Raw genomic sequence first — 421 nt, 5'->3', positions numbered from 1 at the left:
AATTGATTGACGCTGATGGACGAAAGCGTGGGTAGCGAACAGGATTAGATACCCTGGTAGTCCACGCCGTAAACGATGGATACTAGCTGTTGGGCGCAAGTTCAGTGGCTAAGCGAAAGTGATAAGTATCCCACCTGGGGAGTACGAACGCAAGTTTGAAACTCAAAGGAATTGACGGGGGCCCGCACAAGCGGTGGAGCATGTGGTTTAATTCGATGATACGCGAGGAACCTTACCAAGGCTTAAATGCAGACTGACCGATTTGGAAACAGATCTTTCGCAAGACAGTTTACAAGGTGCTGCATGGTTGTCGTCAGCTCGTGCCGTGAGGTGTCAGGTTAAGTCCTATAACGAGCGCAACCCCTGTTGTTAGTTGCCAGCGAGTCATGTCGGGAACTCTAACAAGACTGCCAGTGCAAAC

The 421-nt window shown here is 50.1% G+C and carries 1 rRNA gene; it reads left to right on the top strand.

Features of this window, described 5'->3' with window-relative positions:
• Positions 1 to 421: ribosomal RNA gene (locus ACE01P_RS24420) — 16S ribosomal RNA — on the top strand; the annotation flags it as partial.

The organism is Flavobacterium sp. HJSW_4 (assembly GCF_042436695.1).
Taxonomy (GTDB): Bacteria; Bacteroidota; Bacteroidia; order Flavobacteriales; family Flavobacteriaceae; genus Flavobacterium.
This window is presented reverse-complemented; position numbering and strand designations above follow the sequence as displayed.